Raw genomic sequence first — 26,774 nt, forward strand, 5'->3', positions numbered from 1 at the left:
GTATCGGTTATGACATTAGCAATCAAATTAGCGATCATCGCAGCATTAATCTTAAGTATATTTATTCCATTTGGTTATTTTCTTCATGGAGAGAGAACAAAGAAACGTTATAAACGAAGTATTGCATTTAACGCTTTTTTCTTCTTCGGGATCATTGTGATCGCCGGAGTGATGATGTTTGTCACAAATCCGGTACAGGCAGCACAAGCAGGTTCTGATGCAGGAATGGCTACAGGACTTGGATATCTGGCAGCAGCATTATCAACAGGACTTTCTTGTGTTGGTGGTGGTATCGCCGTAGCGAGTGCCGCAAGTGCAGCTTTAGGAGCGATCAGTGAAGATCCAAGTGCCTTAGGTAAATCACTGATCTTCGTAGGCCTGGCAGAAGGTGTATGTCTGTATGGATTGATCATTTCATTTATGATCATTGGTAAACTTGGATAGATCAGGAAGTGATAGTTATGAAGATGTATTTGATCAGCGATAACTTAGATACATTGACAGGAATGCGGTTAGCCGGGGTTGATGGGATTGTAGTTCATGAAAGGGATGAATTAAAAGAAGCAATCGAGAAAGCTATGAGTGATCCAGAGATTGGGATCGTGCTTTTGACAGAGAAATTTGGAAGAGAATTTCCAGAATTGATCGACGAGATCAAGCTGGAGCGGAAAATGCCGCTTCTGATCGAGATTCCTGACAGGCACGGAACTGGACGGAAGAAAGATTTTATCACGTCTTATGTCAATGAGGCGATTGGATTGAAATTGTAAGCCGGCTGTAGAAGGAAGGTGACAACATTGACAGTAGAAGAAAAGATTTCACATATCAGAGAAGCTGCCATGGAAGAAGCAAGAGCCAGAGGAAATGAAATCATAGATCAGCACCAGAAGGCATTGGAAGGCGTGTTCAAAACACATAAACAAGAAGCTGTGATGCAGGCAGATACGAGGATCAAGACCGAAACAGCATCGGCAAGGCAGCAGTTAAATACAGTAACATCCAAAGGGCAGCTAAAACTTCGAAGACAATTAAGCCGAGTGCAGAATGAATTAAAAAATAAATTGTTTGAGGAAGTCCGGGAAATGGCAGAAGAATACATGAAAACCGAAGCGTATAAAGAATTACTTGTATCCTATATTGCAAAAGCGGCGAGATTCGCAGATGGGAATCCATTGACAATCTATATTAACAGTTCGGATGAGGACAAAAAAGAATTCCTCGAAAAACGAACTGGAATGACAGTAACAGTCAGCGAAGAAGATTTTCTTGGAGGAATCCGTTCGATTATTCCGGGAAGAAATATCTTGATCGATCATTCATTTTCAGGTGCTTTGGAGAAAGAATACGAAGAATTTACCTTTAAAGGGGGTGTGACAGGTGAGTAAGACTGGAACAATTTATGGAATTAATGGACCTGTCATTTATCTGGCTGGAAATACTGGATTTAAGATGTCAGAAATGGTTTATGTCGGCAAAGAAAAATTAGTTGGAGAAGTCATTTCTCTGGATAAAGACTGTACGACGATTCAAGTATATGAAGAAACATCAGGATTAAAACCGGGCGAGATCGTGGAAGCAAGCGGGGAGGCAGTATCCGTCACATTAGCTCCCGGAATCCTTGATAACATTTTTGATGGAATTGAACGTCCCTTAGAGAGGATCGCAGAAAATGCAGGTGCATTTATCACAAGAGGTATCAGCGTAGATTCGCTTGATATGGAGAAATTGTGGGACACAAAATTAGTTGTCAATGAAGGAGATGTTCTTCATGGCGGTGATATCTATGCCCAAGTGCAGGAAACAAGAGCCATCGTACACAAATGCATGGTGCCGCCAGATCTTACAGGAACGGTTACTTTTGTGGCATCTGATGGAGAACATGCGATCAAGGATCATATGATCACGTTAAGATTGGACGATGGAACGGAAAAACAGTTAACAATGATCCAGAGATGGCCAATCAGGGTTCCAAGACCTGTTCACGACAGGATTCCGGCATGTGTGCCACTGGTAACAGGCCAGAGAATACTGGATACAATGTTTCCGATTGCTAAAGGTGGAACTGCGGCAATTCCAGGTGGTTTTGGTACTGGAAAGACAATGACACAGCATCAGATTGCGAAATGGTCCGATGCGGATATTATCATTTATATCGGATGCGGGGAACGTGGAAATGAGATGACACAGGTATTGGAAGAATTTTCAGAATTAGTTGATCCAAAGAGTGGTAATCCATTGATGGACCGAACAACACTGATCGCCAACACATCCAATATGCCGGTAGCAGCACGTGAAGCATCTATTTATACAGGACTTACGTTGGCAGAATATTACCGTGATATGGGATATGATGTCGCGATCATGGCGGATTCTACTTCAAGATGGGCAGAAGCGTTAAGAGAATTGTCCGGTCGTCTGGAAGAGATGCCAGCAGAAGAAGGATTTCCGGCATATTTAGCTTCCAGATTATCAGCTTTTTATGAGAGAGCTGGAATGATGCACAACCTAAATGGAACGGACGGTTCTGTAACGATCATCGGTGCAGTATCTCCGCAGGGAGGAGATTTCTCAGAGCCAGTTACACAGAATACCAAACGATTTGTCCGTTGCTTCTGGGGACTTGATAAATCCTTGGCTTACGCAAGACATTTTCCAGCGATTCACTGGTTAACGAGTTACAGTGAATATCTGACAGATCTCGGTGGCTGGTACAGAGATCATGTATCCCCCAATTTTGTGGACTATCGAAATCGTCTGATGGCGATCTTAAATCAGGAAAGTAGTTTGATGGAGATCGTAAAACTGATCGGTGGGGATGTTCTTCCAGATGATCAGAAATTAACGTTAGAGATCGCAAGGGTGATCCGATTAGGATTTCTGCAGCAAAATGCTTTCCATAAAGATGACACTTGCGTGTCCATGGAGAAGCAATTTAAAATGATGGAAGTTATTTTATATCTGTATCAAAAGAGCAGGGAACTTGTAGCGAGAGGAATGCCAATGAGCGTGCTAAAAGCAGAAGGGATCTTTGAGAAAGTCATTGCGATCAAATACGATGTTCCGAATGACAATCTGCAATTACTGGATCTTTACCGTAAACAGATTGATGATTTCTATGACGCAGTACTGGAAAAGAATGCATAAGGAGGCGGTCATTTTATGGGAATTGAATATTTAGGACTAAGCAGCATCAATGGTCCGCTTGTCATTCTGGAAGGAGTACAGGACGCATTTTTTGATGAGATCGTCGAATTTACGGTTGATGGAAAAACGAAAAAAATCGGAAGGATCATTGAATTATACGAAGATAAAGCGGTGATTCAGGTATTTGAGGGAACGGAAAATATGTCCCTTGATAATACAAGAACAAAATTAACTGGACACCCGATGGAAGTCTCTCTTGCACCAGATATGCTAGGGAGAACATTTAACGGAATCGGAAAACCAATCGATGGATTAGGACCACTGATCACCGATGTCAAACGAGATGTCAACGGTCTTCCATTAAATCCGGTCCGCAGAAAATATCCAAGAAACTATATCCGTACAGGTATTTCAGCAATTGACGGATTAACAACACTGATCCGTGGACAGAAACTTCCCATCTTCTCAGGAAACGGACTTCCACACGATCAGCTGGCAGCCCAGATCGTAAAACAGGCATCTCTTGGTGATGGTTCAGATGAGCCATTTGCGGTAGTCTTTGGAGCAATGGGTGTCAAACATGATGTTGCGGATTTCTTTCAGAAGACATTTGAGGAAAGTGGTGTTGCAGATCATGTATGTATGTTCTTAAATCTTGCAAATGACCCAGTTGTAGAACGATTGATCACACCAAAAGTAGCCTTAACTGCAGCAGAATATCTTGCATTTGACTGTAATATGCATATCTTAGTTATCCTGACAGATATGACATCGTTTGCGGAAGCGATGCGTGAGGTATCTTCATCGAAAGGAGAAATTCCATCCAGAAAAGGATATCCAGGATATTTGTACAGTGAACTTGCAACATTATACGAACGTGCAGGAATCATCGAAGGAGCAGAAGGTTCGGTCACACAGTTACCAATCTTAACTATGCCAAATGATGATATCACTCATCCAATTCCTGACTTAACCGGTTATATTACAGAAGGGCAGATCGTACTGGATCGTAACTTAAACGGACAGACCATTTATCCACCAATCAGTGTTTTGCCATCGCTTTCTCGTCTGATGAAAGATGGAATCGGAGAAGGATACACAAGAGAAGATCATCAGGATCTTGCAAACCAGTTATTTTCCGCTTATGCGAAAGTGGGAGAAGCAAGAAACTTAGCATCTGTTATCGGAGAAGATGAGTTATCCCCAATTGATAAAAAATATCTGGAATTTGGAAAGGCATTTGAGGAACGATATATCGGTCAGGGGCCGGAAGAAAACCGTTCCATGATCGAAACATTGGATCTTGGATGGGAATTATTAAAGATCCTGCCAAGAGAAGAATTGGATCGAATCGACACGAAGATCATCGATAAATACCTGCCAAAAGAGCAGGAAAGCTAAAGGTGGTGAGATTATGGACCCACGAGAATTCCCGACCAAAGGAAATCTGATCGCAGCCAAGAACTCTCTTACATTGGCAAAACAGGGTTACGATCTGATGGATAAAAAAAGAAATATCCTGATTCGTGAGCTGATGGATCTAATCGATGAGGCGAAAGATATTCAGGAAGAGATTGATACAACATTTACAAGAGCGTATGCATGCCTTCAGAGGGCGAATATCCAGCATGGGATCAGTAAGGTAGAAGAACTTGCCTATACAGTTCCGATCGAGGACTCGATACAGATTCAGACAAGAAGTATCATGGGAACAGAGATTCCACATGTGAAATATGATGCACATGAGAATCAGTTGACATATGCGATGGATGGGACATTTGAATCAATTGATGTTGCCAGGGAAGCGTTTCGGCAGGTGAAGGATCTGACAATTAAATTGTCAATGGTTGAAAACGCGGCGTATCGTTTAGCAACTAGTATTAAGAAAACGCAGAAGAGGGCAAATGCGTTGAAGAATATTACGATTCCGACTTATACCGGGTTGGTTTATAAGATTTCGAATGAGTTGGAAGAGAAGGAAAGAGAGGAATTTACACGGCTTAAAGTGATTAAGCGGATGAAGCAGAAAGGATGAATTTAATCCAAACAAAAGGACAGAAGATTGCCCTCAATCATCAATCTTCTGTCCTTTATGACATTTCCATGAAATCACATCTCCATAGCTTTCAAAAAGAAATCCTCACTACCAAAATTTCCAGATTTCAATATAAGCTGCAAATACCTATTTTCTTCAGGAATTAAAACAGGAACCCCAGGGCAGATTTCCTGTCCAATATAAAAAGAGGAATACCCTAATCCTGTAGTAACAGCTCCAGAGGTTTCTCCACCAGCAACAATGATCTTATGATAGTTATGATCCTTTGCATAAACAGCAATAAAAGACAGAATAGATTCTATTTTCTTAGCTGCTGTATAAAATGCAGGGGATTTTTTTTCTGTTTTAAAATCTTTCAACACAGCATCACTATATATTAACAATGGACTTTTCTGCGCATCAATAAGTGATGTAATGTAAGTTAGATCATAGTAGTCGAGAAGGAAATCCATAACAGGCCCAATATTTCCTTTTGGGGTAGAATCAAAAGTAGAGCAATATTTATAATATAAATGTTCTACCTGATACTGTTCTAAAAACAGCAGGACATCATGAACTTTCTTGATTGCATCAGATACAGGAACACTGCGTATTTTCAAAGCAAAAATTACACAGTCACAATCAGGAAGCATTAGAGGAATTCCTGTTAATAAGACAACATTTGCGTGCTTCCGTTTCAGAAAACTTGCAGCATCGGCTCCGCCTGTGAAATCATCTGCAATCACAGCAAGTTTAATACGATTCATAAGTACACCCCTTCCATCAACAAACGATATGATTCTAATAAACGATATTACTTAGGAAGAAATTGTGTAAGATCAGTTTCTTCATCGTAAACACGCAGCATTTCAATATTTTTGATCTCAAAAATAAGAAGATCAACCGTAGTCAGTGTTGGAGTATATCCTTTTACAATGTGGCCACCAAAGACCTGACCAGAAGCATCACACATTGTCGCATGAAAATGTGTGTCATAGTCATTGTTATTTTGACAAACAACACCTGTTCCATTTAGAAATTCTACTGGACCGTCTTTTTGAAGAACATCGCCATATCCAGCACCAACTTTCGCATCTTCTTTTGGAACAAGATTCATATAACCACATTTTTTGAAACTTCCCAAACAGGTAACGTAAGCATGTTTAATATCATTTTTTTACATACTTCTTCAATACCTTCGATCAAATCTGTGTCGGGCAGTAATCTTGCAGCAACTGTTTTACCTGTAGTTCCGCAGGCATCATGAAAACGTATCATAATAAAATCCTCCTTACCAAGCTCTATTTTCCTGATCAAATAAATTCACATAATGTTCCAGACGGTCAGAATATCCCTTGATAAAAGACGGAATCAACTGCCATTTATCAAAGTTTTTATCTTGAATAAAAGTTTCTAATTCTTCTTTCCCGGCAACGACAAGTTCTGTTGCAAGGTTGACTTTCTGAATACCATTTTTTACAGCTTTTCTTAAATTTTCATCACCAGTTCCACTTCCACCATGTAATACAAGTGGTATATCTACAACATCGGTAATCTGTTTTAACAGATCAAAATCGATGTGAGGAGTGCCGTGATAACGTCCATGAGCAGTTCCGATTGCTACAGCAAGACAGTCAATTCCTGTCTCTTCAACAAATTTTTTCACCTCTTCAGGCTTTGTAAAATGATCAGAAACATCGGAAGAATAATCTTCACTCTGACCGACATGGCCTAATTCAGCTTCTACACTGATATTAAGAGGACGGCACATTTTCACAGTCTCTTTTGTCTGTGCGATATTATCTTCATAGCTTAAAGAAGAACGATCGACCATAATGGAAGTAACACCATAATTATCTTTTTTTGCTCGATCAAGAATTTCCTTCATTGTAACTAACATAAATACCTCCTTCGTAAAAAATATTTTCGCAAAAGTCAATAAAAAATAGATGAAATAAAAATATATTTCATCTACATAAAAATTCATATCTAAAATTTAGTTTCGCTAAGCAATAATTCTACATCGTTTATCTGAGTTGGCAATTTATCATCAAAATTAAAGAGAGGATAATTTTTAATAACATAAATGAGAGCATCATTGACAGCGAGTTCTAATAAATGAGAATCAGCACGAACATTTTGATCATGCATTTCATTCGTGTCGTTAATCTGTAAAATAGCATCTGAAAAATCCATGATCTGAGAGTTTGGATCAGCAGTGATCACAAGAATCTTCATTTCTTTTTTCTTAGCAAGGGAAAGCGCTTTTAAAACCTGTGTTGAAGCACCAGAACGACTGATCGCAATTACAAGATCAGAAGCAATCGGGATTGTATTTCCAGCCCCTATAATATGACACATTCTGGCTTCACAGATCAATTTTGCAGCACAGAGCAGATCATTTGTAGAGATGAAACTTGAGAGTGAACGAATGCGGTTTGCACAAGCAGAAAATATTTTTTCACTTGTAAGTAAGGGGGCATTGTTTAACATATCATTGTCTTTTTATGCGACATCATTTGAAAGAAGAAGCCGCATTTGGAAGAAACCATTATACCCTAGATGTTTTGCCATTCTGACAATGGAAGCTTCACTTGCATGAGCTTTTTTAGCAAGCTGTGAGATATTAAGAAGGGTTACTTCTTCAAGATGATCAAGGATATATTGTGCAGTTTTTTTCTCTGCAGGAAAGAGTTCTTCAAAGTTATGTTTAATATTTTCGATGACTGATGTTTTTATAATTTGCATGGACAGCTCCTTTCTGATACTAAGAAAGTTAACACGAATTATAAAGTGTGTCAATTTGATATCTTTCAAAAAGTGGAAATGCGAAAAGTGGAAATGTGGAAATTCAAATGCGGAAATGGAGGAAAATGTGGAAATATAAAAGCGGAAGTACCTTTGGTTTGGAATAGACTAAAAACTATAGAAATGTCACAAAAGAAATCATATAATAAACCCATCGAAAGACAAAAGTGACAAAAGAAAGGAGCCAAGTCATGAAATTAAAAATGGTAGGTCTTGGGAAAATGGGATTTAATTTAGCCCTGAATATGAAAGACCACGAGGTTGATGTAGAAGGATTCGATGTAAATGAAGAAGCCAGAAAGAAGGCTGAAGAATCTGGAATTAAATCATATGAAACTCTAAAAGATCTGGTATCTGCGGATCAGAAAGATGTGATCTGGGTTATGTTACCAGCTGGAAAGATCACAAATTCAGTATTAGATGAATTAAGTGGTTTATGTAAAAAAGGAGACATCGTGATCGATGGTGGAAATTCAGATCATCGAGACAGCTTAAAGACAGCAAAGAAGATGGAAGAGAAAGGAATTTATTTCTTTGATATTGGAACAAGTGGAGGGGTTTACGGAGCAAGACACGGAGCAAGTTTTATGTGTGGAGGAGATCCGGAAGTATTTAAAAATGATCTTCAGGAAATGTTAGAAAGCATTGCAACAACAAACGGATGTCTTTACACAGGAAAAACAGGAAGTGGTCATTATCTTAAAATGATTCACAATGCAATGTTATATGGATACATGCAGACATTAGGAGAAGGATTTGAACTTCTTGAAAAAAGTGAATTTGATTACGATCTGGAACATGTTGCAGATTCACTTAGTAAATCAAGTGTTATTAGAGGATGGCTGTTAGAACTTGCAGCAAATGCATTTAGAAAAGATCCAGATCTAGAAAAGATCAAAGGAGTTGTTGGAGCAAGTAAAACAACAGGATGGACAATCGAGTCTGCTTGTGAACTTGGAGTTCCAATCCCAATTATTTCTACTTCACTGATGATGCGTTTAAGATCAAAACAGGATGATTCATTTTCAGCGAAAGTGATCGCATCTTTAAGAGATGAGGTTGGAGGACACAAAGCTCAGTCAAAATAAAGGAGAAATTATATGTGGTTTTACAAGATTGAAAGAGATGAAAAAAATAAATATATCAATATCACATGGAATACGACAATGACATACATCAAAAGTATTCTAGGAGTTGTCGGTGTAGGAGCATGTTTGTTTAATCTTGTATGGCTTGCAGCAATATGCTTAACGATTTTAGCTGTGGCACTGACATATTATTTATATCGATATGGAAATCTAGTTCGAATACTTCATAGCCATGAACAAAAAAAGGGATTAGAATATACAGGTAGCCAATATTCATTTAAAGATCCATTGATCGTAACAATTCCGCAGGTGAGAAATATATGAACAGACAAGAAAATTTAATTCAGATTCTTTTAAAAGCAGAAAAACCACTTACAACACAAGAATTAGCAGAGCAGTTAAATGTCAGCAGCCGGACAATCCGATCTGATCTTGAAAAAATAGAATCAGAAATCCTGGTTCATTCCATGAAACTTGAAAAGAAACCAAGAGTTGGTATTTGGATTGAAGGTACACAAGATGAAAAAGATGCATTGTTTCTTGATGTAAAAGGAGAACATGACTTAGTAGAGTCTTATTCGAAAGAATACCGAAGAGGCTGCATTTTAGTACAGATATTGCTGTCAAAAAATAAAATATATCCATATAAATTACAGAATAATCTTTATGTAAGCAAGTCAACAATTGAAAAAGATCTTCAGGAGATCTCAAAATGGCTGGAGAAATATGATCTTAGTTTAATGAAGAAACCAAGTATAGGTCTTTATGTCAGTGGAGATGAAGAAAATATTCGAAATGCAGTTGCTGCACTAGCAGGTGAACTGAGTGAAAAAAATCAGTCCATTGAAAGCTTGATGGAAACATATTTGGATATAGATGTTAAGGAAATCGAAGACATTATACATAACTGGAATGACAATTATAATATGCACTTAAATGAAGTGAATATAAACAATCTGGCTTTTCATGCATCGGTTATGTTAATGAGAATAGGTAAAAATAAAGCATTATTAATAGAAAATTCAAAAGCCTTGGATAGTGAGACATTTTCTTATAAAGAAGAGTTCGACATCCTAATAAATGAACTTTCAACATATGGAAATTGTGAGATTCCAAAAGATGAAGCAGATTATCTTCTTATGCATCTTTTAGGTATGTATTTGAATGAAAGCTCATTTTTAGAAAATGATTTTTTAAATGATCTGAGAAAGATTGCTGAAAATATAGCAGAAGATTTTATTTTGAAATCCGATAAGATCATGTCATTAGATTTAGAATCAAATGACCAGTTTAAAAGATCACTGATGCTTCATTTGCTTCCAACAGTATATCGTTTGAAATATGGATTAAATCTATATAACCCATTATTGAATGAGATTAAGACTAATTATGCCAGCTATTATTATCTGGCTCTGATCATCAATTCAAGTTTCAAAAAATATATCGGAGTAAATGCAAGTGAAGGAGAAATTGCTTATGTGGCATTGCATTTGTCAGTAGCTGTACAGCAGGCAAAAGATCATGTGCAGGTAGCGGTTGTCTGTTCTCTTGGAGTAGGAGTATCAAGATTACTTTCTGTAAAGCTTCAGGAAAACTTCCCAGATGTAACATTTATTCATTGTTCCATGAATGATGAGGAACAGTTAGAAAAATGTAAATATATCATTTCAACAGTGGAACTTAACACAGACAAACCTTATGTACAAGTAAATCCGCTGCTGATGGAAGTAGATGTACAGAAAATACGAACACTATTAAGAAAAAATCCAAGTATTAATAAAACAAATTTCTCCATGCAGACAGTAAAAGTCTTTCATGAGCAAATTGATAAGATTCAGATCTTGCAAGAGATGTCAAATTATCTTCGCATGTGCGGCGCAGTGACACCAAGATTTTTTGAAGGTGTTTTAAAAAGAGAAAATATGGGATCTACGGAAGTAGGAGATGGTATTATTCTGACACATGGATTCCATGAGGATGTAAAGCGAACACAGATTGCATTTTGCAAGCTGGATCATCCGATTGTCTGGAAGACACAGGAAGTTGATTTTATCGTAATGTTAGCAGTTGCAAAAACAGATGCAAAAAATGTAATGCAAATGAACTGGTTGTATAAAATGTTAAGCAATATGGAGATAGTCAACAAGATAAGAGAATGCAAGAAAGACAGAGAAATATATGAAACATTAATAGAAGCAAGTAAAAAACTTTAAAGGAGGGTACATATTATGAATTTATTAGACATTCTGGATCTTGATTTAATAGATCTGGATATGGACGCAACAGATAAAGATGGAGTTTTAAAACAGTTAAGTTCCATGCTTTATAAAAAAGGAAATATTAAAGATCTGGATAAATTCCTGGAAGCAGTTTATGAAAGAGAAAGCATTGGAGAAACAGGTCTTGGAGGGATTGCGATTCCTCATGGTTTAACAGATCAGGTAATCAATGCAAGTGTTGCAATCGGAAAAGTAAAACAGCCAGTAGAATGGGAAAGCCTTGATGATCAGCCAGTAAGTCTGATTTTCTTATTAGCAGCACCAACTGGAGATCTTCAGAAGACACATCTTCAGAATCTATCACAGCTTGCTAGCGTTGTAGCACATAAAGCACATGTCGACGCGTTAATGAAATGTGAAACAAAAGAAGAATTTTTTGAACTATTTGAAACTTATTTTAATGAATTTACAAAGAGAAAGGAAGCTTAATTATGAATATTGTTGGAATTACATCTTGCACTTGTGGAATCGCACATACTTATATGGCTAGAGAAAAACTGTTAGAAACTGGAGAAAAATTTGGATGGAGTGTAAAAATCGAAACACAGGGAAGCGGTGGTGTTGAATTTGCGTTAACAGATGAAGATATCAATGCTGCAGATTGTGTATTGATCGCATCTGATGTTGCTGTATCTGGAACAGAAAGATTCAAAGGAAAACCAATGGTTAAAGTACCTGTTGCAACAGCAATCAAATCACCAGAACATCTTCTTCGTAAGATTGAAGAAAAATTAGGTGCAATGAAGAAATAAAAGTGCTAAAAGGAGAGAAGATATGTTAAAAGACGTATTAAAAAACTTAAAGCAGCATTGTATGAGTGGTATCTCTTATATGATCCCTGTTATCGTTATCGGTGGATTTTGTACAGCACTTGCTCGTCTGGCAGGAAATGTTGATACAGCAGGAACTATTGGATATGCATTCTTACAGGCAGGAAATGCAGCATTTGCATTAATGATGTCCGTACTTTGTGCAGGAATTGCTTACTCTATCTGTGGTAAACCAGGAATTGCACCAGGTGTAGTAGCAGGATATTTGTCAACACAGGTAAAAGCCAGTTTCCTTGGAGCATTAATTTGTGGAATCTTAATTGGTATTATGATCTTATGGATGCAGGAACATTTCCCAGATTCAAAAGCTTTGAAATCAATGTATCCGATCGTTATTTATCCGGTAATATCCGGAATTATAGCGACGCTGTTGATCATGTTTGTCTTTGGACCGCCTCTTGCAGCATTAACACAGGCAGCTATTGACTTCTTTATGAATATGAACACGGGATCAAAATTCTTATTAGGATTTATCTTAGGATGTATGACCGGATTTGATATGGGAGGTCCTGTGAATAAAATTTGTTTCTCTGTTGTCAGTGCATTCGCAGCCTCTGGAATCTGGGGACCTGCAGCCGGAAAAAATGCGGCGGCTATGGCACCTCCAATGGGTATGGCAATTTCAGCACTGGTATTAACTCCTAAAAAATATACAGAACAAGAAAGAGAAGATGCAAAAGTTGCGATCGCAATGTCATTGTGTCAGGTAACAGAGGGTGCATTACCATTTGCCTTTAATGATCCGAAACGAGTCATTCCGGCGGTAACAATTGGTTCAGGTGTTGCTCATGGATTAATCTTAACTTGGGGAGTAACAGTTCCTGTACTGCATGGTGGAATCTTCTCGGTTCCACTGGCAAGTAATCCAATGTTATGGATTGCAGCATGGTTGATCGGAGCTATGGTTACAGCGGTAATTGTTTCTGTAACAAAACCAGCGCGTCCAGTTGAAACAGTACATGAAGATGAAGAATTGAAAGATGATTTTGATATTGAAATTGGATAATCAGACAATTCGCAGTAAAACGTATTTTATAGAAGAATAGAGAAGCTGCATTATGCAGCTTTTCTTATACCCAAAAAAGGAGAAAAAACCATGAAAATTGAGAAAAAATATTTAGATGAGATGAAAAGATGCTACTGTGCAAGCAATATTTCCTTTGATGGAGAAAATCATGTACTACTTGCAAGTGAAGATCCAGAAGTTGCCTGCAACATGTATTATGGAAAAGATTTCGAAAAGAAACAAAATGTCTGGACAATACCAGGTGGATGTATGTCAATCGTTCCAATTCCAGGAAAAGAGAAGGAATTTCTTGCAGTACAGGAATTTTATTTAAAAGTAACACCATCTTTAGCTAAGATCGTATGGGGAAAATATGAGGATGGAGAATGGAAATTTAAAGATGTAGTATCTATTCCATATGTGCATCGTTTTGGTATTTTTCATGCGAACGGAATTAATTATCTGATCGCAGCAACGGTTGCAACATCCAAAAAAGAAAAGAATGACTGGAGTGTACCGGGACGTATTTACGTTGCAGAATTACCAGAAGATCCATCAAAAGGTGTAGAACTTGAAATTTTAGTAGATGGATTATATAGAAATCATGGATTTTGGCAGACAAAAAAAGGTGGAAAAGATGTCGGATATTTTGGAAGTGATCAGGGAATCCTTCGTGTCAGTGCACCAGAGAAACGAGGAGGCCAGTGGAAGACAGAACTGATCATGGAAGGGCATATCGGAGAAATAGCAACGATTGATATTGATAATGACGGTGAAGATGAGATCATGACAATCGAAGAATTTCATGGAGATACGATTCAGATTTATAAAAAGATTGATGGAAAATATACAAAAGTCTGGAAGTACGATAATGAAATCGATTTTGCACATGCCCTTGTTGGAACAAAATTAGCTGGACAGAATGCATTTGTATGTGGCGTAAGAAGAAAAGATTGTGAATTATTTGCTGTTACTTATGAAGATGGAGAATATAAAGTCACAATGATAGAAAAAGGAGTAGGTCCTGCAAATCTGTGTGTAGTTAACGAAAAAGACAGAGATATCATTGTAGCAGCAAATCACACAGCAAATGAAGCAGCTGTATACTTTGTAACAGAATAAAACCTGAATACATTTAATAAGCGAGGGATTTTATGTTAGAAGAATTAAAACAGAAAGTATTAGAGGCAAATTTATTATTACCACAGCATGGATTAGTTACATTTACATGGGGAAATGTATCAGAGATTGACCGGGAAAAAGAAATTGTTGCAATTAAACCAAGTGGAGTAGAATACAGCAAGATGACAGCGGAAGATATTGTTCTTGTAGATCTTGAAGGAAATATTCTTGAGGGAGAATTAAGACCAAGTTCTGATGTAGATACACATTTGGAATTTTATCGAAACTGGCCAGGAATTGGCGGTGTTGTACATACACATTCCACATGGGCAACTGGTTTTGCACAGGCAGGAAAAGATATTATTGCGTTAGGGACGACGCAGGCAGACTATTTTGATGGAGCAATTCCATGTACCAGATTCATGACAGATGAAGAAATAAAGGGAAGCTATGAATTAGAGACAGGAAAAGTGATTGTAGAGGAATTCCAAAAAAGAGAAATTGATCCAGAGAGAGTACCAGGAGCTTTAGTACATAGTCATGGACCATTTACATGGGGAAGTGATGGATTTAATGCAGTTCATAATGCGGTTGTTTTAGAGGAATGTGCAAAAATGAACGCAATTGCGATGCTGGTCAAAAATCCAGAAATTGGGTCAATGCAGCAGACATTATTAGAGAAACATTTTAACCGTAAACATGGTCCGGGGGCGTATTATGGTCAATCAAAATAAAGAATATTATCTGGGACTTTATGAGAAAAGTATGCCTAACACACTTTCATGGGAAGAAAAACTGAAAGTGGTAAAAGAAGCAGGTTTTGATTATCTGGAAATGAGCATTGATGAGACAGAAGAAAAGCTTGCAAGACTTGACCAGTCAGTGGATGAAATAGAAAAGGCAATCGAAAAAACAGGAGTTCCTATAAAATCTATTTGCTTAAGTGGTCATCGAAAATATCCATTAGGCTCACATGATCCAAAGATTAGGGAACGAGGAATGGAAATCATGGAGAAAGCCATTTGTCTGGCAGCAAGATTAGGAGTACGAGTCATACAGCTTGCCGGGTATGATGTATATTATGAAGAAGGCGATTTTCAAACAAGAGATTATTTTAAGATGAATCTGAAAGAGGCTGCGATCATGGCAGCAAAGCAGGGGGTATTGCTAGGATTTGAAACAATGGAAACACCTTTTATGGATACAGTAGAAAAGGCTATGGCATATGTAAAAGATGTGGATCAGGCATATCTTGGAGTATATCCAGACATCGGTAATCTGAAAAATGCTTCTCTTCTATATAATGTAGATGTGAATGAAGACATAATGACAGGAAAAGGTCATATTTTTGCAACACATTTAAAAGAGACAGTTCCAGGAAAATATAGAGAAATCCCATTTGGAACAGGACATACTGAGTTTGTAAGAAATATAAAGACTTTAAAAAGACTGGGAGTCAGAATGTTTGTAGGAGAATTCTGGTATGTCGGAAATGATGACTGGAAACAGGTAATTATAGATGCAAATGATTTCTTAAGAGATAAGCTGGAACAGGCATAATAGAATAAATTTATTGAAAAATGGAATTGTAATAAGACAGTTCCATTTTTTTGTATGTATTATTTAAATAACACCACATACAACGAAAAAACTCTGATGGGTAGACTTCGCCGATATTTTTTGATTTATTTTGAAACTTTTTCTGTATCTACAGCAGATTCTCTTTTTCTACTGATATTTTCAATACTTGCATTGGAATCCGCACATTCCATTCGCTTTTTGTATCACCATTTTTTATCTGGCATTACAAAAAAATCATTGAATGTTTTTTATTATGCCTGTTCCTATGCAAAGGTTGATTATTCAAACTTTATGAATATTACAGCCCGTACTGCTTTAAAGCTGATACCCGATCCATTGAAAACACATCCGGTTTTTCTATGTGTTGATGATACCATGGTATCCAAGTCTGGCAAAAAATTTGAAAATGTTTCAAAACTGTTCAATCATGCTGCACACAATGGTTCCAACTATCTCAATGGACACTGTTTTGTAAGTATCATGCTATGCGTGCCTGTTTTGGATCATGATAAGATATCTTACCTGTCTGTTCCTCTTGGCTATGGCTATCGTATGTGGCAGAAAAAAGAATCTAAACTGGAACTGGCAGCTTCCATGATCCGTCAGGTCATGCCTGAATTTCTCAGCAAAGAACATGTCATTATTCTCTGTGACAGCTGGTATACAAAGAAAAATCTGGTCTCTATTATTGATGAATATCCAAACCTTGATCTCATTGGCAATGCAAGGATTGATTCTGTCATGTATGATCTCGCTCCTGAACGGACTGGGCGCAGAGGACGTCCTGCCAAGCATGGAAAACGGCTTTGCGTTGAAACAGATTTTACTTTTTCCAAGGAAAAGATCGGTGATTATTATACAGGTGTCCGCCGGGTTTTCACAAAGATCTTTGGCGACCGGGAAGTTCTTGCTTATGTCACGGATACTGAAAAAGGAAACGGCACAAAACGTCTATTTTTCAGCACAATCTTTTCAGAAGATCTGAAGGTCTTTTGTACGGAGGAGGAACACTCATCTTCTGACCAGACAGATCATGATCCAGTAAACTATATCCGCTGTTACTATATGCCTTTCGATGGAAGATCGAAATCGGCTACTATGAACAGAAAACGTTCTGGTCTTTTTGCGACTATATGGTACGGAGTCGCAAGGGAATAGAAATGCTGGTAACCCTGATTAATATCAGTTACTGTGCTATGAAGATCCTGCCTTATCAGGATAAATATTTTTCTAAATACCGTACAAAAAGTGTACAGGAGTTTCGTTTTGAATTAAGTCAGGAAATCCGTAAACAGATATTTTTTGCCACTTTCGTGAAAAATATCGAAACACATATAAAATCAGAGACTATGATAAAGGCTTTAAAACAGTTGATTTGTCAACAAGTCTGTCATTTATAAAGTTGTAAACTGGTGTTTAAATAATAAAAAGAAAATTAATATCGAAATACAAAATCGATATCAAGAAGAGTATTGTAGTAAGTTTCAATTTCATGTGGTACAATTAAAACAAATAGAATCAGCAACAGAAGAAGAAAAACAGACAGCAAAAGACTGGCAGCAAGTTGAAGAGATAATTCGTGGGAATCCGTATAGAGAAGCGGTGAAGCAAGAGATGTATAAGATGAGTCGGGATGAGAAAGAACGCTATCTGTATCTGAGGGAAGAAATGGCAGTTAGTGATGAAGTGAGTCGAATGAGGACAGCAATAAAGGAAGGAATAAAGGAAGGAGAAAAAAGAGGAATTAAATTGACTAAAAAAGTTTTTCAATTATCACAAAAAGGTTGTACAATAGCACAAATAGCAGAAAAATGCAATATTGAAGAATCAGAAGTAAAAGAAATATTAGAATAAATTACAAAATTGACACAAAATAAAAAATATGCTATCTTAACAAAAGAGAAAGGGAATGAAGTTCTCCCTCGAAGAGATTCGAAACCGCTTATTAAGCTGATGACTTCTGTGTAATGAACACAGGGGTTATCAGCTTTTTTGATGTTTGGATTATATAAAAAAGAAAGGATTTTAGGAAAATGCAAAAGAAAGACTATATTATACAACTGCTAAAATATATCATCATGGCAATCGTTGTAGGAATTATTGTAGGTACGATCGATGCCTTGTTTGGAAGAGTGCTGATCGCAATTTCAGAGTTCAGGACCATACATTATCAATATTTACTGCCATTCCTGCCAATTGCTGGGCTGGTGATCACAGCAATGTATTACGTATTCAGTAAACTAAGTCTAAAAGGAATGAAACTCATTTTCGAAGTTGGCCAGCAAAAAACAGATGCCATCCCATTACTACTAATTCCATTAGTAATGATCGGAACATGGTTAACGCATCTATTCGGAGGAAGTGCTGGCAGAGAAGGAGTTGCAGTTCAGATCGGAGCAACCCTGTCTCATGCACTCGGAAGAAAATTAAACTTCCCAGAGAATGGAAGAATAATGTTAGTCATCGGTATGGCAGCAGGATTTGGAGGGTTATTTCAGACACCATTAAGTGCAACATTCTTTGCAATCGAGGTAATCGTAATCGGGAAAATGGATTATGAAGCACTACTGCCAGCATTGGCGTCTGCATATATAGCAGCATTTACATCTCATAGCCTGGGGTTAGAAAAATTTTCAGTTGCGATTAAAAATACCATAAATTTAACTGGTACAAAAACGATCATATCAGTAATCATACTTGGAATTTTATTTGGACTGACTGGAAGATTGTTTTCTTTTTCATTAAGTAAGTTAAAAGTATTCATGGGAGAAACGATCATGAATCAGTATTTAAGAATCGGAGTTATGGCAATTCCATTAGCAGCATTATTGTTTATTATTCACGGATCAAGATATAGTGGACTTGGAACAAATATAATCTCAGCAGGATTCGCAGGACAGACAATCTATAGTTATGATTGGCTCCTAAAGTTATTATTTACGATTTTTACACTGGCAATTGGATTTCAGGGTGGAGAAGTTACACCACTGTTTTCGATTGGAACATCTCTTGGAGTGATCCTTGGAGGTCTACTTGGATTACCACCAATGTTATGTGCAGCACTAGGATATGCAGCAGTCTTTGGAAGCGCAACAAATACACTGATCGCACCGATCATGATTGGATTAGAAGTGTTTGGAGGAGCTGATATGGTGCTGTTTGTTATTGTCTGTGTGATTGCTTATGGGGTGAATGGGAATATATCTATTTATGCACAAGAAAAATTTTAATTTTGTAAGTTGGCCAACTGTAGATTTTGAGTATATGATAAAAAATAAATAAACGATCGGAAGAGCAGCTAGAGAATTTTCCTCACGTTTTTTACAGATCGCTGATCCGCCGGCTTTCCTTGCGTAACTCGCCTTCAAAGGTATTGAAAACAGTACTCTTTGAGGCTCAAACAACGCACCAAGCCGGCTGCGAATCCGTAAAAAACGTGGCAAAATTCTAATGCTGCTCTTCCGATCGTTTATTTATTTTTTATCATATACCTAAAGTCTAAAGTGTGGACAATTACAAGATTGAAAAATTTAAGTGGGTGTGTATGGAGGACAGCATTGGTTGTAAAATAGGGAACTTTCAGACAGAAAGTAATGTTATTATGCTTCATAAACATCCCAACAAATCGGTGCTGTTTAAGCTCTTTCATCTTCTGTCAACGAATCCAAAACTTATCAGTCAATACCGTTTAACATACACACTGTATAGTGGTTTGAATTACGTAAATTATTTGAATATTATAAAAAGAGATCATGTGTCGGCAACCGTACGGACACGTCTGCACTTAGCGAGTGGATGGTCGTTAGACCATTCAGGAGCTTAGTACAGCTACGTGGGAGTCCGAACGCGAGTGGGTTGCAGACACATGATTTCTTTTTATAATATTCCACCAATAATTTCCGTCTTCAAACTACAAATCACAATTTGCAATAAATTTCGTAAAATGTTAAGATTAATAAAGAAACACACCCAAGGAGAAATGCAAAAATGGAAGAAAGATGGGACATTTACGATAAGAATAAACAACTGACAGGCCGTACAATGAAGAGAAATGACTGGACATTAAAAGATGATGAATATCATCTGACAGTTCTTGGAGTCATTAGAAGATCAGATGGCAAATTTTTGATCACAAAGAGAGTTATGACAAAGGCATGGGCACCAGGATGGTGGGAAGTGTCTGGTGGTGCTGCACAGGCAGGAGAAGCATCTTATGATGCGGTTCTTCGTGAAGTGAAAGAAGAAACAGGACTGGATGTTAAAGATGCTGAAGGCGGATATATGTTTACATACAAGAGAGAGAATCCAGGAGAAGGAGATAACTATTTTGTAGATGTTTATCGTTTTACATTAGATATCGATGACAGTGATGTAAACTTTCAGGAAGCAGAGATTGACGGCTATATGTTTGCCTCAATAGATGAGATCAAAGTATTTGCACAGGAAGGAATTTTCCTGCACTATGACAGTATAAAAAAGGTATTTGAGTAAGGCAATGAGTTCAACAATAAAACGTAATAAATATGAAATTGATATGTGCAATGGAACGATTATGGATAAACTGATCTCATTTTCGTTACCATTGATGTTATCCGGAATTTTGCAGCTGATGTTTAATGCAGTGGATATTATAGTTATTGGAAGATTTAGTGGGAGCCAGTCGCTTGCAGCGGTTGGATCAACCACTGCCCTGATCAATATGTTTACCAATTTATTTATTGGAATATCCCTTGGAGCGAATGTTTTATCCGCAAGATTTTATGCGGCGGGCAAAGATAAAGAAATGTCTGAAACCGTTCATACGGCAATCACACTGGCGCTGATCAGCGGAATTATTATGGTCTTTGTAGGATTGATCTTTGCAAAACCAGTATTAGAATTAATGGATACACCAGATGATGTGATCAATCTTTCCACTCTTTACATGAGAATTTATTTTATGGGGATGCCGTTTTTTATGCTTTATAATTATGGAGCATCCATTTTAAGAGCGGTCGGAGATACAAAACGTCCGCTGTTTTATTTGATCGTTGCTGGAATTGCAAATGCAGGTCTTAACATGTGTCTGGTTATCATTTTTCATCTTGGCGTTGCAGGAGTTGCGATCGGAACGGTAATTTCACAGCTGATTTCAAGTATACTTGTGCTTCGATGTCTGTATCGATCAGAAACAAGTTACCAACTGCGTTTTTCAAAATTAAAGATTCAAAAGGAATATTTAAAACAGATTTTTCAGGTGGGAATTCCAGCAGGAATTCAAAGCACTGTTATTAATTTTTCTAATGTATTATTGCAGTCATCAGTGAATTCTTTTGGATCGATCGCAATGGCAGGATATACGGCAGCAAATAATATTTTTGGATTTTTGTATGTTACAGTGAATGCAGTGACACAGGCTTGCATGAGTTTTACCAGTCAGAACTATGGTGTTGGAAAATGGAAACGAATGGATCGTGTCTTGATCGACTGTCTGATCTTATCATTTGTTGCAATGATGATCTTGGGAAACAGCGCTTATTTCTTTGGTCCTAAACTCTTGACGATCTATACAAGTAATTCAAAAGTAATTCAATGTGGAATGGAAATCTTGTTATATACAACGGTTACGTATTTCCTCTGTGGATTTATGGATCTGTTTCCTGGAGCACTTCGTGGAATGGGGCGTTCTGGTGTGCCAATGATCCTTTCGATCATTGGGACAGTAGGAACAAGAATCGTATGGATTTTCTGGATCTTCCCGAATCATAGATCTTTGGATATTTTATTTATATCATATCCAGCATCCTGGATCATAACAATCGTATTACAGGTGATCTGTTATTACTTTGTGAGAAAACAATTATATGCAAAAATGAGAGCAGAAGCATAATAACAAACAGGCAGTACATTAACCAGAACTGGAAGAATGTACTGCCATTTTTTGTTGGAATCCTGTATATCGGAATTCTATTTTTCCTTTTTATGAATATGAACCTCAGGAATTGCTACATTATCATAGAGAATAGAGTGTTTTTCTTCTTTTTCCTGTTCTATTTCATCAATATGTTCCTCAATCTCATCAAAATCTTTTGTATGGATCTCGGGTATTGCAACATTTTCGCTTTTCATTTTATATTCTGATTTCTCACGGAGCTTATTTCGGATTGCTTCGCGTCTTTTTTTTCTTTTTCCAAACATTTTTCATCGTCTCCCTCTAGATTATAGAAAATTGATAAAGAACGTGATCACCAGACTATTTAAGAAGTCTGCAAATAAACTACCGATCAAAGGTACCAGAAGGTAAGCTTTGACGGATGGGACATAACGTTCACAGATTGCCTGCATATTCGCCATGGCGTTTGGCGTGGCACCCATTCCGAAACCACATACGCCAGAAGATAATACAGCGGCATCATAGTCTCTTCCCATGATATTAAATATTACAAAATAAGTAAATAAGAACATCAAAATAGTTTGTCCTGCAAGTAATGTGATCAGTGGAAGTGCAAGGTCTGCAAGCTGCCATAATTTTAAAGTGATCATGGCGATTCCTAAGAATAAAGATAGGCTGATACCACCAATATCATTGATCTCACCCATATAAATTGTAAATTGTCCAGAATATTCGCCGATGTTACGCATAAATGCAGCAGCAATCATGGCACCGATATAGATTGGGAATGTCATACCTGTCATGGAAAGCAATTTGGAAATGATCGTTCCGATCCCCATGGCGATGATCAGCTGGAACACGGCAGCTGGATACATACTTGTGTGACGTTCATGCTTTTTCTCTTCTTCAATTAACAGGCTGTTATCTTCAGGAATTGCAGTCTTTAAAAGATTTTTCTTCTCAATCAGACGTTTTCCAACGGGACCGCCCATGATACTTCCAGCGATCAATCCAAATGTAGCAGCAGCTGTACATAAAGTGCTGGCACCTTTAACACCAAAGTCTTCAAGAACAGGTCCAAATGCACCAGCGGTACCATGACCACCGATCATAGGGATAGAACCTGTACAGAGTCCAACCAAAGGACTGATCTGTAGTGCTTTGGACAGACCGACTGCAAGAAAGTTCTGGCATATGATCAACATGATCACAAGGATCAGGAAAATGATCAAAGATTTTCCACCACTTTTTAAGACTTTTAAGTTTGCCTGAAATCCAACAGATGTAAAGAAGAATACCATACAGACTTCTTTTAGAATATCATCAAAGGAAAATTCGGCAAATCCAGTTACATAACATACACAGGTAAAGATTGCAAAGATTACACCGCCGATCACAGGTGCAGGAATACAAAATCGTTCTAAGATCGCAATCCTATGTTTTAAAAAGTTTCCTAACATCAAAACGACTACGGCAACCGCAATCGTCTGATACATATCTAGTTGTATTGTCATTTATTTACACCGCAGCGGTTAATTGCTTCCTTTCTCTGTATTTACTGTGATTCCATGTTGTTTATAATAGGCAGCAGCACCGTCATGGAATGGAATCGTGATACCATCAACGGCAGTTGTCTCATCAAGAGAAATATCTACAGGTAGTGCATACTGAATCTGCTGTTGATTCTTAAACAGAATCTGTGTAATGTCTTTGACAGTATCTTCGGAAAGTTTATCACTTGCAAGAAGAACAGCTTTGACACCAACAGTTTTAATTTCTTTAGTCTGATTTACATATGTACCTGCAGGTATTGTATATTCTGTGTAAAATTTATAAGATTTCTTCAGACGAGAAACCCCTTTTTGATCAAGACTGACCAGACGAATCTTACACTGTTTTGACAGCTCATTGATCACAGTCGTCTGAACACCTGCGGTACAGAAAAATGCATCAATATCGCCAGATTTTAATTTCTTGGCGGCATCTGTATAATTCAGATTTACAGTATCAACAAGTCTTTCGTTTAATCCATAAGCATTTAAAATCTGCAACGCATTCTGTTCAGTTCCAGATTCTTCTTCACCAATGCAGACCTTTTTCCCTTCTAGATCATCCATAGACTGAATGTCTGAATCCGCAGGAACCACAATCTGACAGGCTTCTGTATAAAGGGAAGCAACAGCACGATATCCCTGATATTTCTTATCATTTTCAAAAATACCAGTGCGGTTATAAGCATCATTGATCAAATCCATTTGGGCAACAGCCATCTGAATGTAATCTTTAGATAACAGACGAAGATTTGCAGCAGAACCTGCAGTTGTTTTTACTTCAATGTTATATTTTTTACTCTTAGATGAGATAAGGTTGGCAAAAGTATCACCAAAAATCTGGTAAGTACCACCGATTCCAGCAGAACCAAAGCGGATTTTTCCAGAATTCATCTTACACCCAGTCAAGCATGTACTGATCATAATTGCGACAGCACAAAGTACCATAAGTTTCTTTTTCAAAATATCACCTCTCATTTTTTACCTTTCCTTATCTTTATTTTAACATTAAATTGTTATTTCGAATAGTTTTAGGGCAAAAAAATTATTCATGACCTTCGTTATATAGTTTTTGTATGTTTTCAGGAAGTTTATCAGGCAACATGGCATTTATAGCATCTTCATTACCATCTTTCATTGCTGTTTCATAATACCAGCACTTGAATTTTAAGAGGGAAAGAGTTTTTTGAAGTTCTTGGATTTCAGTTTCAACAGCTGATTTTCTGGTTTCAAATAATTCTTTCCTTTTTTCATAGCTTGCGCTGCCTTCAGATACCCAGAGAAAAAATTGCTTTATATCTTTGATCTCAAGACCGGATTTCTTCAGACATTCAATAATACGAAGCGCTTCCAATTCATTATCACTAAAATAACGGATGTTTCCTTTACGTTCCAGATTAGGGAAAAATCCTTCCTTGTCATAATACCTTAAGGTAGAAACAGGAAGATCAAACATTGTAGAGACTTGACCGATTGTGTACATAAAAAAACCTTCTTTCAAAAATATTCTTGACCTAAAGTTAACTTTAGGTTATATGATATAAATATCATACACTATTGCTAGTGTATTTACAAGAAACCAGACAAGGAGAAAAATAGATGTATATTGAAAATATCAATGGTCCAGAAGATGTCAAGAAATTATCCGAGGATCAGTTAAATGTACTTGCAGAAGAAATTCGTGATGCATTATTAAAAAAATTAAGTAAGCATGGAGGTCATTTTGGACCGAATTTCGGTATGGTAGAAGCAACGATCGCCATGCATTATGTATTTGAATCGCCAAAAGACAAGATCGTATATGATGTTTCCCATCAATCTTATCCACACAAAATGTTGACTGGACGTAAGGATGCATTCCTATATGAAGAACATTATGATGATGTATCAGGATACAGTAATCCAGGAGAAAGTGAGCATGATCATTTCACAATTGGGCATACATCAACTTCTATAAGTCTTGCACTTGGACTTGCCAAAGCAAGAGACCTAAAAGAAGAAAATGGAAATGTGATCGCAGTGATCGGAGATGGATCTTTAAGTGGAGGGGAAGCATTAGAAGGTCTTGATTATGCCGCAGAATTAGGTGGAAATCTGATCATTGTAGTTAATGATAACGATATGTCGATCGCAGAAAACCACGGTGGATTATATGAGAATCTAAAAGCGCTTCGTGAAACAAACGGAGAATCTAAATGTAATCTATTCAAAGCCATGGGATTAGATTACATTTATGTCAAAGAAGGAAATAAAGTCGCTGATCTGATCGAAGCATTCAAACAGGTCAAAGATACAAAAAAAGCAGTTGTCGTTCATATTAATACGCAAAAAGGAAAAGGATATAAATTAGCTGAGGAACATAAAGAAGACTGGCATTACTGTGCGCCATTTGATGTGGAAACAGGAAAGCCTTTAGATTCTTTTGATGGTGAGGATTTCTCAAGTGTAACAGCACAATACCTGTTAAAGAAAATGAAAGAAGACAAGAAGGTTGTAGCGATCACTTCTGCAACACCAACAGTTATGGGATTTACAGAAGATAAACGTAAGGAAGCTGGAAAACAGTTTATCGATGTTGGGATCGCGGAAGAAACAGCAATGGCAATGGCGGCAGGAATCGCAGCAGGTGGTGGAAAACCGGTTTATGGAGTATATTCAACATTTGTACAGAGAACTTACGATCAGATTACACAGGATCTGTGCATCGATAGCAATGCAGCAACGATCGTTACATTCTGGGGATCTGTATATGGAATGAATGATGTAACACATCTTGGATTACAGGATATTCCAATGATGAGCAATATTCCAAACTTAGTATACCTCGCACCAACAACAAAAGAAGAATATCTGGCAATGTTGGACTGGAGTATCGATCAGGATCAATATCCAGTCGCGATCAAACTTCCAGGTGGAGAAATGATCTCTGACGGTAAAAAAATAACAAAAGATTTCAGTCAGTTAAACAAATATGAAGTCACAGAAAAAGGAAGCAAAGTTGCAGTCATTGGACTTGGAACATTCTACAATATGGGATGTGAAGTTGCAAAAGCAGTAGAAGAAAAGACAGGAACAAAAGCAACTGTGATAAATCCATATTATATTACTGGAATTGATGAAGTATTATTAGAAGATCTAAAGAAAGATCATGATGTAGTTATTACATTAGAAGATGGATTTTTAGAAGGAGGATTCGGAGAGAAGATTGCACGATTCTATGGGGATTCTGATATGAAGGTATTTAATTATGGAGTGAAGAAAGAATTATTAGATCGATATGATATTGAAGAACTTCTTAAGAAGAATCATTTGACGGTTCAGCAGATTGTGGGGGATCTTAAATTTTAATTTGTATGAGTTGAAGGTCATCGAGTATTTAGAGAAAAAATGAAAGATAGCATATGAGCAACACGAATTCCATTGACGGAGTTTTGACAGAACGCCTATTCGCTGGATCTC

General features: G+C 37.3%; 31 protein-coding genes and 1 riboswitch. Of the genes, 21 read left to right on the forward strand and 10 right to left on the reverse strand.

Annotated elements, in window-relative coordinates; all coding sequences use genetic code 11:
* Window positions 1-9: 9 nt before the first annotated feature.
* Genes QUE18_RS00370 through QUE18_RS00395 form a run of 6 tightly spaced genes read left to right on the forward strand, consistent with a single transcriptional unit; the run spans window position 10 to window position 5,179 of the window.
* Entirely contained in the window at window positions 10-444 is a 435-nt protein-coding gene (locus tag QUE18_RS00370; protein WP_009203169.1) for an ATP synthase subunit C, read from the forward strand.
* A gap of 17 nt (window positions 445-461) precedes the next feature.
* Window positions 462-770, forward strand: a complete 309-nt coding sequence (locus tag QUE18_RS00375; RefSeq protein ID WP_009203168.1) for a V-type ATP synthase subunit F — start codon at window positions 462-464, stop codon at window positions 768-770.
* Window positions 771-788: 18 nt separating this feature from the next.
* Window positions 789-1,385, forward strand: coding sequence for a V-type ATP synthase subunit E (locus QUE18_RS00380; RefSeq protein WP_009203167.1), 597 nt, complete (start codon window positions 789-791; stop codon window positions 1,383-1,385).
* On the forward strand, window positions 1,378-3,144 hold the full coding sequence (locus QUE18_RS00385; RefSeq protein ID WP_009203166.1) for a V-type ATP synthase subunit A: 1,767 nt from the start codon (window positions 1,378-1,380) through the stop codon (window positions 3,142-3,144). Before QUE18_RS00380 ends, QUE18_RS00385 begins: the two co-directional genes overlap by 8 nt.
* A gap of 15 nt (window positions 3,145-3,159) precedes the next feature.
* Window positions 3,160-4,545: a V-type ATP synthase subunit B gene (locus QUE18_RS00390; protein WP_009203165.1), complete on the forward strand. Its 1,386-nt coding sequence runs from the start codon at window positions 3,160-3,162 to the stop codon at window positions 4,543-4,545.
* A 13-nt stretch (window positions 4,546-4,558) separates the two neighbouring features.
* Window positions 4,559-5,179: a V-type ATP synthase subunit D gene (locus QUE18_RS00395; RefSeq protein ID WP_009203164.1), complete on the forward strand. Its 621-nt coding sequence runs from the start codon at window positions 4,559-4,561 to the stop codon at window positions 5,177-5,179.
* 74 nt (window positions 5,180-5,253) lie between these two features.
* On the opposite strand, the gene QUE18_RS00400 is transcribed toward QUE18_RS00395, so the two are convergent.
* From QUE18_RS00400 to QUE18_RS00425, 6 genes are all read right to left on the reverse strand, one after another.
* Window positions 5,254-5,946 (reverse strand): four-carbon acid sugar kinase family protein, encoded by a 693-nt coding sequence (locus tag QUE18_RS00400; protein WP_009203163.1) that lies wholly within the window; start codon window positions 5,944-5,946, stop codon window positions 5,254-5,256.
* Window positions 5,947-5,993: 47 nt separating this feature from the next.
* Window positions 5,994-6,296: a PCC domain-containing protein gene (locus QUE18_RS00405; protein WP_009203162.1), complete on the reverse strand. Its 303-nt coding sequence runs from the start codon at window positions 6,294-6,296 to the stop codon at window positions 5,994-5,996.
* Entirely contained in the window at window positions 6,293-6,457 is a 165-nt protein-coding gene (locus QUE18_RS00410) for a hypothetical protein (protein ID WP_009264808.1), read from the reverse strand. The genes QUE18_RS00405 and QUE18_RS00410 overlap by 4 nt, the downstream gene beginning before the upstream one ends.
* Before the next feature lie 13 nt (window positions 6,458-6,470).
* Window positions 6,471-7,079 carry a class II fructose-bisphosphate aldolase gene (locus tag QUE18_RS00415; RefSeq protein WP_022092095.1) on the reverse strand — a complete coding sequence of 203 codons (609 nt, stop codon included), beginning with the start codon at window positions 7,077-7,079 and terminating at the stop codon, window positions 6,471-6,473.
* 89 nt (window positions 7,080-7,168) lie between these two features.
* Window positions 7,169-7,672 (reverse strand): MurR/RpiR family transcriptional regulator, encoded by a 504-nt coding sequence (locus QUE18_RS00420; protein ID WP_009264807.1) that lies wholly within the window; start codon window positions 7,670-7,672, stop codon window positions 7,169-7,171.
* Between the two features lie 12 nt (window positions 7,673-7,684).
* Window positions 7,685-7,927 carry a MurR/RpiR family transcriptional regulator gene (locus QUE18_RS00425; protein WP_009203158.1) on the reverse strand — a complete coding sequence of 81 codons (243 nt, stop codon included), beginning with the start codon at window positions 7,925-7,927 and terminating at the stop codon, window positions 7,685-7,687.
* 251 nt (window positions 7,928-8,178) lie between these two features.
* Here QUE18_RS00425 and gnd point away from each other — a divergent pair, with 251 nt between their 5' ends.
* From gnd to QUE18_RS00495, 14 genes are all read left to right on the forward strand, one after another.
* On the forward strand, window positions 8,179-9,075 hold the full coding sequence (gene gnd, locus QUE18_RS00430; protein WP_022092096.1) for a phosphogluconate dehydrogenase (NAD(+)-dependent, decarboxylating): 897 nt from the start codon (window positions 8,179-8,181) through the stop codon (window positions 9,073-9,075).
* 12 nt (window positions 9,076-9,087) lie between these two features.
* Window positions 9,088-9,399, forward strand: coding sequence for a hypothetical protein (locus QUE18_RS00435; RefSeq protein WP_009203155.1), 312 nt, complete (start codon window positions 9,088-9,090; stop codon window positions 9,397-9,399).
* Complete coding sequence (locus QUE18_RS00440) at window positions 9,396-11,288, forward strand: BglG family transcription antiterminator (protein ID WP_009203154.1); 1,893 nt, start codon at window positions 9,396-9,398, stop codon at window positions 11,286-11,288. Before QUE18_RS00435 ends, QUE18_RS00440 begins: the two co-directional genes overlap by 4 nt.
* Window positions 11,289-11,303: 15 nt before the next feature.
* Window positions 11,304-11,783, forward strand: coding sequence for a PTS sugar transporter subunit IIA (locus QUE18_RS00445; protein ID WP_009203153.1), 480 nt, complete (start codon window positions 11,304-11,306; stop codon window positions 11,781-11,783).
* 2 nt (window positions 11,784-11,785) lie between these two features.
* Entirely contained in the window at window positions 11,786-12,106 is a 321-nt protein-coding gene (locus QUE18_RS00450; protein ID WP_009203152.1) for a PTS fructose transporter subunit IIB, read from the forward strand.
* 22 nt (window positions 12,107-12,128) lie between these two features.
* Complete coding sequence (locus QUE18_RS00455; RefSeq protein ID WP_009203151.1) at window positions 12,129-13,190, forward strand: PTS fructose transporter subunit IIC; 1,062 nt, start codon at window positions 12,129-12,131, stop codon at window positions 13,188-13,190.
* 90 nt (window positions 13,191-13,280) lie between these two features.
* Window positions 13,281-14,312, forward strand: a complete 1,032-nt coding sequence (locus QUE18_RS00460) for a hypothetical protein (protein ID WP_009203150.1) — start codon at window positions 13,281-13,283, stop codon at window positions 14,310-14,312.
* Window positions 14,313-14,344: 32 nt separating this feature from the next.
* The gene (locus QUE18_RS00465) at window positions 14,345-15,046 is read left to right on the forward strand and encodes an L-ribulose-5-phosphate 4-epimerase (protein WP_009203149.1); all 702 of its coding nucleotides are present in this window, start codon (window positions 14,345-14,347) and stop codon (window positions 15,044-15,046) included.
* Window positions 15,030-15,872, forward strand: a complete 843-nt coding sequence (locus tag QUE18_RS00470; protein ID WP_009203148.1) for an L-ribulose-5-phosphate 3-epimerase — start codon at window positions 15,030-15,032, stop codon at window positions 15,870-15,872. Before QUE18_RS00465 ends, QUE18_RS00470 begins: the two co-directional genes overlap by 17 nt.
* A gap of 96 nt (window positions 15,873-15,968) precedes the next feature.
* Entirely contained in the window at window positions 15,969-17,051 is a 1,083-nt protein-coding gene (locus tag QUE18_RS00475) for an IS701 family transposase (protein ID WP_463315489.1), read from the forward strand.
* 336 nt (window positions 17,052-17,387) lie between these two features.
* Window positions 17,388-17,747: a hypothetical protein gene (locus QUE18_RS00480; RefSeq protein ID WP_009203900.1), complete on the forward strand. Its 360-nt coding sequence runs from the start codon at window positions 17,388-17,390 to the stop codon at window positions 17,745-17,747.
* 42 nt (window positions 17,748-17,789) lie between these two features.
* A riboswitch (Fluoride riboswitch) is annotated at window positions 17,790-17,863 on the forward strand.
* Between the two features lie 63 nt (window positions 17,864-17,926).
* Window positions 17,927-19,123 carry a chloride channel protein gene (locus QUE18_RS00485; protein ID WP_009203899.1) on the forward strand — a complete coding sequence of 399 codons (1,197 nt, stop codon included), beginning with the start codon at window positions 17,927-17,929 and terminating at the stop codon, window positions 19,121-19,123.
* 757 nt (window positions 19,124-19,880) lie between these two features.
* Window positions 19,881-20,384 (forward strand): NUDIX hydrolase, encoded by a 504-nt coding sequence (locus QUE18_RS00490; protein WP_009204729.1) that lies wholly within the window; start codon window positions 19,881-19,883, stop codon window positions 20,382-20,384.
* Window positions 20,385-20,388: 4 nt separating this feature from the next.
* Window positions 20,389-21,762 (forward strand): MATE family efflux transporter, encoded by a 1,374-nt coding sequence (locus tag QUE18_RS00495; RefSeq protein WP_015530605.1) that lies wholly within the window; start codon window positions 20,389-20,391, stop codon window positions 21,760-21,762.
* 77 nt (window positions 21,763-21,839) lie between these two features.
* Here the strand turns inward: QUE18_RS00495 and QUE18_RS00500 are convergent, their stop codons facing one another.
* The 4 genes from QUE18_RS00500 to QUE18_RS00515 all read right to left on the reverse strand — a co-directional run bounded on the left by QUE18_RS00500 (window position 21,840) and on the right by QUE18_RS00515 (window position 24,798).
* Window positions 21,840-22,070 carry a hypothetical protein gene (locus QUE18_RS00500; RefSeq protein WP_008392277.1) on the reverse strand — a complete coding sequence of 77 codons (231 nt, stop codon included), beginning with the start codon at window positions 22,068-22,070 and terminating at the stop codon, window positions 21,840-21,842.
* Window positions 22,071-22,091: 21 nt separating this feature from the next.
* Complete coding sequence (gltS, locus tag QUE18_RS00505; protein WP_009204728.1) at window positions 22,092-23,279, reverse strand: sodium/glutamate symporter; 1,188 nt, start codon at window positions 23,277-23,279, stop codon at window positions 22,092-22,094.
* Window positions 23,280-23,297: 18 nt separating this feature from the next.
* Window positions 23,298-24,293: a TAXI family TRAP transporter solute-binding subunit gene (locus QUE18_RS00510; RefSeq protein ID WP_008392280.1), complete on the reverse strand. Its 996-nt coding sequence runs from the start codon at window positions 24,291-24,293 to the stop codon at window positions 23,298-23,300.
* Window positions 24,294-24,360: 67 nt separating this feature from the next.
* Window positions 24,361-24,798, reverse strand: coding sequence for a MerR family transcriptional regulator (locus tag QUE18_RS00515; protein WP_009204727.1), 438 nt, complete (start codon window positions 24,796-24,798; stop codon window positions 24,361-24,363).
* A 116-nt stretch (window positions 24,799-24,914) separates the two neighbouring features.
* On the opposite strand from QUE18_RS00515, the gene QUE18_RS00520 reads away from it, so the two are divergent.
* On the forward strand, window positions 24,915-26,663 hold the full coding sequence (locus QUE18_RS00520; protein ID WP_009204726.1) for a 1-deoxy-D-xylulose-5-phosphate synthase: 1,749 nt from the start codon (window positions 24,915-24,917) through the stop codon (window positions 26,661-26,663).
* Window positions 26,664-26,774 lie beyond the last annotated feature (111 nt).

The sequence above is a fragment of the Anaerostipes hadrus ATCC 29173 = JCM 17467 genome (genome assembly GCF_030296915.1).
In the GTDB taxonomy this organism is placed as follows: domain Bacteria; phylum Bacillota; class Clostridia; order Lachnospirales; family Lachnospiraceae; genus Anaerostipes; species Anaerostipes hadrus.

Excerpts from the sequence above, each read along its gene's own strand:
- QUE18_RS00370 (WP_009203169.1), top strand. The coding sequence starts at position 10 with ATGACATTAGCAATCAAATTAGCGATCATCGCAGCATTAATCTTAAGT.
- QUE18_RS00485 (WP_009203899.1), top strand. The coding sequence starts at position 17,927 with ATGCAAAAGAAAGACTATATTATACAACTGCTAAAATATATCATCATG.
- QUE18_RS00490 (WP_009204729.1), top strand. The coding sequence starts at position 19,881 with ATGGAAGAAAGATGGGACATTTACGATAAGAATAAACAACTGACAGGC.
- QUE18_RS00470 (WP_009203148.1), top strand. The coding sequence starts at position 15,030 with ATGGTCAATCAAAATAAAGAATATTATCTGGGACTTTATGAGAAAAGT.
- QUE18_RS00465 (WP_009203149.1), top strand. The coding sequence starts at position 14,345 with ATGTTAGAAGAATTAAAACAGAAAGTATTAGAGGCAAATTTATTATTA.
- gltS (WP_009204728.1), bottom strand. The coding sequence starts at position 23,279 with ATGACAATACAACTAGATATGTATCAGACGATTGCGGTTGCCGTAGTC.
- QUE18_RS00515 (WP_009204727.1), bottom strand. The coding sequence starts at position 24,798 with ATGTACACAATCGGTCAAGTCTCTACAATGTTTGATCTTCCTGTTTCT.
- QUE18_RS00420 (WP_009264807.1), bottom strand. The coding sequence starts at position 7,672 with ATGTTAAACAATGCCCCCTTACTTACAAGTGAAAAAATATTTTCTGCT.
- QUE18_RS00415 (WP_022092095.1), bottom strand. The coding sequence starts at position 7,079 with ATGTTAGTTACAATGAAGGAAATTCTTGATCGAGCAAAAAAAGATAAT.
- QUE18_RS00495 (WP_015530605.1), top strand. The coding sequence starts at position 20,389 with ATGAGTTCAACAATAAAACGTAATAAATATGAAATTGATATGTGCAAT.
- QUE18_RS00425 (WP_009203158.1), bottom strand. The coding sequence starts at position 7,927 with ATGCAAATTATAAAAACATCAGTCATCGAAAATATTAAACATAACTTT.
- QUE18_RS00510 (WP_008392280.1), bottom strand. The coding sequence starts at position 24,293 with ATGAGAGGTGATATTTTGAAAAAGAAACTTATGGTACTTTGTGCTGTC.
- QUE18_RS00410 (WP_009264808.1), bottom strand. The coding sequence starts at position 6,457 with ATGATACGTTTTCATGATGCCTGCGGAACTACAGGTAAAACAGTTGCT.
- QUE18_RS00405 (WP_009203162.1), bottom strand. The coding sequence starts at position 6,296 with ATGAATCTTGTTCCAAAAGAAGATGCGAAAGTTGGTGCTGGATATGGC.
- QUE18_RS00375 (WP_009203168.1), top strand. The coding sequence starts at position 462 with ATGAAGATGTATTTGATCAGCGATAACTTAGATACATTGACAGGAATG.
- QUE18_RS00460 (WP_009203150.1), top strand. The coding sequence starts at position 13,281 with ATGAAAATTGAGAAAAAATATTTAGATGAGATGAAAAGATGCTACTGT.
- QUE18_RS00500 (WP_008392277.1), bottom strand. The coding sequence starts at position 22,070 with ATGTTTGGAAAAAGAAAAAAAAGACGCGAAGCAATCCGAAATAAGCTC.
- QUE18_RS00475 (WP_463315489.1), top strand. The coding sequence starts at position 15,969 with ATGGGTAGACTTCGCCGATATTTTTTGATTTATTTTGAAACTTTTTCT.
- QUE18_RS00400 (WP_009203163.1), bottom strand. The coding sequence starts at position 5,946 with ATGAATCGTATTAAACTTGCTGTGATTGCAGATGATTTCACAGGCGGA.
- QUE18_RS00445 (WP_009203153.1), top strand. The coding sequence starts at position 11,304 with ATGAATTTATTAGACATTCTGGATCTTGATTTAATAGATCTGGATATG.
- QUE18_RS00395 (WP_009203164.1), top strand. The coding sequence starts at position 4,559 with ATGGACCCACGAGAATTCCCGACCAAAGGAAATCTGATCGCAGCCAAG.
- QUE18_RS00390 (WP_009203165.1), top strand. The coding sequence starts at position 3,160 with ATGGGAATTGAATATTTAGGACTAAGCAGCATCAATGGTCCGCTTGTC.
- QUE18_RS00450 (WP_009203152.1), top strand. The coding sequence starts at position 11,786 with ATGAATATTGTTGGAATTACATCTTGCACTTGTGGAATCGCACATACT.
- QUE18_RS00435 (WP_009203155.1), top strand. The coding sequence starts at position 9,088 with ATGTGGTTTTACAAGATTGAAAGAGATGAAAAAAATAAATATATCAAT.
- QUE18_RS00520 (WP_009204726.1), top strand. The coding sequence starts at position 24,915 with ATGTATATTGAAAATATCAATGGTCCAGAAGATGTCAAGAAATTATCC.
- QUE18_RS00455 (WP_009203151.1), top strand. The coding sequence starts at position 12,129 with ATGTTAAAAGACGTATTAAAAAACTTAAAGCAGCATTGTATGAGTGGT.
- gnd (WP_022092096.1), top strand. The coding sequence starts at position 8,179 with ATGAAATTAAAAATGGTAGGTCTTGGGAAAATGGGATTTAATTTAGCC.
- QUE18_RS00440 (WP_009203154.1), top strand. The coding sequence starts at position 9,396 with ATGAACAGACAAGAAAATTTAATTCAGATTCTTTTAAAAGCAGAAAAA.